2 protein-coding genes are annotated in these 1,368 nt (G+C 38.8%); one reads left to right on the forward strand and one right to left on the reverse strand.

Going from position 1 to position 1,368, the window contains the following annotated elements; genetic code table 11:
* Window positions 1-273: hypothetical protein (locus BLX24_RS33075; RefSeq protein ID WP_177225983.1), on the forward strand; the 273-nt coding region annotated here is incomplete at its 5' end.
* Between the two features lie 892 nt (window positions 274-1,165).
* Here BLX24_RS33075 and BLX24_RS33535 read toward each other — a convergent pair.
* The coding region (locus BLX24_RS33535; protein ID WP_218160740.1) for a hypothetical protein at window positions 1,166-1,368 on the reverse strand (203 nt) is incomplete at its 5' end.

Below are 1,368 nucleotides of genomic sequence, written 5' to 3' on the forward strand. Positions count from 1 at the left end.
ACCGGATCGGTGAAGGTAGAAAAGTCTCAGATTCAAAAATTAGGCAAAACGCCGGTTGACGTGCCTGTTGAGAATCTCGACACCCTCCGGCAACTGGTTGCTGATGATGCCGCTGCGCCGGCAGTTACAGATAACAAAAAAGTACTGAAGCAACGAGCCGAAGAAGGCCTGATGATACATATGCAGGAACTGATTACATCAAAAAACTATACGCGTAAACGGATTGATCAGCTCATTGAAAAGGCAACGGCCTTAAAAATGCATCTTAAATAAATAACTTATTGTCTTGATAATCAATCAGAAATGCATAAGTCCCAAAATGGGACTTATGCATTTCTGATTTTTTTGGAGGATTGCATAGTCGTTTTATACGGTTATATCTAAGGGTAGCCACAGGGATATAGGGAAACGGGGGTGATACTATTCTGAAAAATAATTTACCTGAAGAAATGATTGCCTTTTATAGCTGCTTTATAAGCATTTCTCCCGCATCCGTTGCAAAAGGTAGACAGAGCAATGACCAGTCCGTGTTTTGAAATGGGTAAGGGATGGTATCAGTTTATTTGAGCACAATTGAACATTCTCCGGAATGGTTATCGGAAAGCTATGCTACCGACAATCAAGTGACTAACCATACTGTCTGATAAGATGTCTGGTATTAACGATTTAATAACAAGGCCTTGTCAATCTTAACAATACGTCGTTGTTAAATTAATAAAACAAATAACACCTTGTTGATCAATATATATTCTGGTTATACACCAAATTACTGAAATAGATAAGTAAGCATATGTTAAAAAAAAATTACATAGAACATTTTTCTGATTCATTCGTTTTTACTTGTTTTGTCGTACCAGTTAGCAAATAAGTCAGCTAGCTGAGCACCTAAAGCCAACATCTTGATAAATTGTAAGTAGCTTTGATAAAGCGGGAAGATTCTCGGCAACGGGAATATTTTATCTAATATATCATTCATTATCAGTTACTTATATCTGTACTTCACTTGCTTATATCTGAACGCTGTTGTTTATCAATACATTCTAATGCATTGATTATATCCCTACCGTAGGGATAAGGCGGGAAATCATATATGACTAGTTTTGTGCCAAACTAAATTAAGTTAGTTGAACGTTTGTGACGGCGGAAGAGGGGAAGAGCACTTGGTTTAGATAAGATTGATCAGCTGCTTCGGCAGCCTCAATATATAACCCATAAAGTGACCGTACAGTATCTGCACCGATAGGAGCCCGATAATGTACACACCATTCACGAAGATGATCACCACCTCGACTGTAAGCGGGGCGGCAGGGCGGTTATTGCTGACCTGGCTGCTAAGTATTGTTTTGTTTTTTGCGAACGCAAAGGCAG

This window comes from Arsenicibacter rosenii (assembly GCF_001870735.1).
In the GTDB taxonomy this organism is placed as follows: domain Bacteria; phylum Bacteroidota; class Bacteroidia; order Cytophagales; family Spirosomataceae; genus Arsenicibacter; species Arsenicibacter rosenii.